3 protein-coding genes and 1 pseudogene are annotated in these 2,747 nt (G+C 64.4%); all 4 read right to left on the bottom strand.

What is annotated here, in order from left to right; all coding sequences use genetic code 11:
• Positions 1–150 (bottom strand): annotated as a pseudogene (locus HX846_RS34775) (phosphatidylserine/phosphatidylglycerophosphate/cardiolipin synthase family protein); the annotation flags it as partial.
• Position 151: 1 nt separating this feature from the next.
• A complete protein-coding gene (locus tag HX846_RS34770; protein ID WP_008430888.1) occupies positions 152–733 on the bottom strand; it encodes a YceI family protein in 582 nt (193 codons plus the stop codon).
• Positions 734–893: 160 nt separating this feature from the next.
• Complete coding sequence (locus HX846_RS34765) at positions 894–1,664, bottom strand: helix-turn-helix domain-containing protein (protein WP_003209157.1); 771 nt, start codon at positions 1,662–1,664, stop codon at positions 894–896.
• A 64-nt stretch (positions 1,665–1,728) separates the two neighbouring features.
• The coding region (locus tag HX846_RS34760) for an amidase (RefSeq protein WP_178967207.1) at positions 1,729–2,747 on the bottom strand (1,019 nt) is incomplete at its 5' end.

Below are 2,747 nucleotides of genomic sequence, written 5' to 3'. Positions count from 1 at the left end.
ACACGCGCCCGCCTCCACCAGATACAGCTCCAGCGCCACCTGTTGCTCAGCCTGGGCGATACCTTTCAGCATGCGTGGGAAGAAACTCGGGCCGTCGACCATCAGCTCGAAACGGTTGGCGCTGCGCCACGGGAACACTGCGCCGCTCATGTCAGCGCGCCGTGAAAATCAGTACCGCACCCACCGGCACCGACAGGCTGATCTGCGACAGCCCGGCGGCCTTGCGCAATGCGGCTACCCCCGGCAGCAAATCGAAATCCTCGGCGTGCACCACCAATGGCTCCAGGGTGACCACCTGGAAGCGTCGGTCATCCAGGCGGGTCGCCAGCAATTCGGTGCTGTAGGTCTGGGTCTTGCCGTGCAGGGTCACCGACAGCGGCAGGCGCAGCTCGTATTGCGCGCCGGGGGCCAGGTCGTTGATCGGTTGCAGGTTGATCTGCGCATTGATCACCGCGTCCGGGTAGGTCTTGATCTCGAACAGCTCATTGCGCATGCGCTCGTCGCGCAGCGGGATGCCGCTGTTGATCGACTCCAGTTCGACTTCCAGCTGCGCCGCGCCTTTGCTGTCGACCTTGCCATGCAGCACCAGGAAGCGCTGCACTTCAGCGATGTCGGTGTTCTTGGTGGTGACGAACGACAGGCGCGAGGACTCGTTGTCCAGGTACCAGTCGGCGTGGGCAGGCACGGCGGCAGCGGCCAGCAGCAGGAAGGCCATGGGTTTGAACAGGGACATAAAGACTCTTGGGGCAAAAAACCTGGGCGAACAGTAACAAAGACCTCCTGTAGGAGCGAGCTTGCTCGCGAAGGTTGCCAACGATGACGCGGGCATTCTGAATGAACGCGGTGCCTGTGAGTTCTTCGCGAGCAAGCTCGCTCCTACGGGGGAACGGTGGTCAGGCCAACGCCTGCTGCACATCGCGAATCGTCGATTCCAGGCTGGCCAGGTGCAGGCTCAGCACCCGTTCCACCGGTGCCTGATCCATCGGCCAATGCAGCGCCATGCTGCCCACCAACCGGCCATTGGCCCGGACCGGCAAGGCCACCGCGCGAATCAGGAACGGCAGGCGCACCGGATATTCCCAATAGCCTTCGGTGCGTTGGCCAAACCCCTGGTGCTGGGATTGTTCACACGCCCGGTATTGATCGTCTTCCGCCACATGCTCACGACCGGCCAGGCGCTGCACTTCATCCGCCGACAATTGCGCCAGGCACGCCTTGCCCATGGCCGAATGAAACAGGCTGGCGTGCTGGCCGACGATCTGGCAATTGTTCGGGTAGAGCTTGCGCAGCACCGTGGGGATCGCGCTTTCCATCACTTCCAGGCGCTCGCCGTCGAAGCTCGACAGGTCCACCACCAGGCCGGTGCGCTCGCTGAGGTCCAGCAGCCACGGCGCGGCGCTTTCCACCAGTTGGCGCTTGAAGCGTTGCTGGGTGTCGCCGAACAACCGTCTGGCCCGCAGGCGGTAACGCCGGTCGCTGAGCCCACGATAGATCCAGCCCTGTTCCTGCAAGGTCAGCAGCATCCGCGAGACCGTGGCCTTGGGCAGGTGAGTCAGGTAATGCAACTCTTCCAGCCCCAGCGCCTGATGCTCGCCGAGCAATTCGATGATCGCGAGTGCCCGCCCTACTGAGCGTACGGTTCCCGTCTCGGCGTCGCTGCCCATGTGTCGATCTCCTTGATGCCGATGGATGATCTGATTTCACAGCAAGATACAGGCCCGTCGCGGCTCAACCGGTCGCCGAGAGGCAAGCGGGCGGTCGCCGCTGCACCCAGCGGGTCAGTTGTTCGTGGGCGTACGCCAGTTGCAACACCGCCCTGTCCGCCTGGGCCGGGCCGATGATCTGCAGGCCCATGGGCAAGCCCCGGGGGTTGAAACCCACCGGCACGTTTATGCTCGGCAGGCCGGCCAGGGTGGGGCCGATCACCACTTCCATCCAGCGATGGTAGGTGTCCATCTCGCGCCCTGCGACGAGGCGTGGCCAGGCTTGTTGTGCATCGAAAGGGAACACTTGGGCGGTGGGCAGCAACAGGAAATCGTAACGTTCGAACAGTTTGCCGAGGGCGCGGTACCAGTCGCTGCGGTTGATCGAAGCCTGGTAAACGTCCGCCGCACTCAGTTGCAATCCGCCCTGCACTTCCCATTGCGCCTCCGGCTTGAGCAGTGCACGTTTTTGCGGGTCGGCGTAGGCCGCGCCGAGGGAGCCCTGGATCAGCCAATGGCGGTGCACCAGCCAGGTCTGCCACAGGCGTTCCAGAGAAAATTCCGGTTGGCAGTGCTCGACCTCGCAACCCAGCGCAGCGAAGTCCTTGAGGGCCGATTCGCACAGGCTCATCACGCCGTCTTCCATCGGCAGGTAACCGTTGTAATCCCCGAGCCAGCCCAAGCGTGCACCCTTGAAGTCGCGCTGCAATGGCTCACCCAACACCGCCGGATCCTCCTTGAGCGACAGCGGCACCCGAGGGTCATAGCCGGCCTGCACACTCAGCAGCCGCGCCACATCCGCCACGCTGCGACCCATCGGGCCTTCCGTGGCCAGTTGCTGGACGAACAGCTCCGGCGCCGGCCCGTGAGGCACCCGCCCCTGGGACGGACGCAGGCCAAATACGTTATTGAACGCCCCCGGGTTTCGCAGCGAGCCCATCATGTCGCTGCCATCCGCTACCGGCAGCATGCGCAATGCCAGCGCCACCGCCGCGCCGCCGCTGCTGCCACCGGCCACCAGGCGCGGGTCATAGGCGTTGCCGG

Origin of the sequence: Pseudomonas sp. K5002, from assembly GCF_013386655.1 — a bacterium.
GTDB lineage: Bacteria > Pseudomonadota > Gammaproteobacteria > Pseudomonadales > Pseudomonadaceae > Aquipseudomonas.
This window is presented reverse-complemented; position numbering and strand designations above follow the sequence as displayed.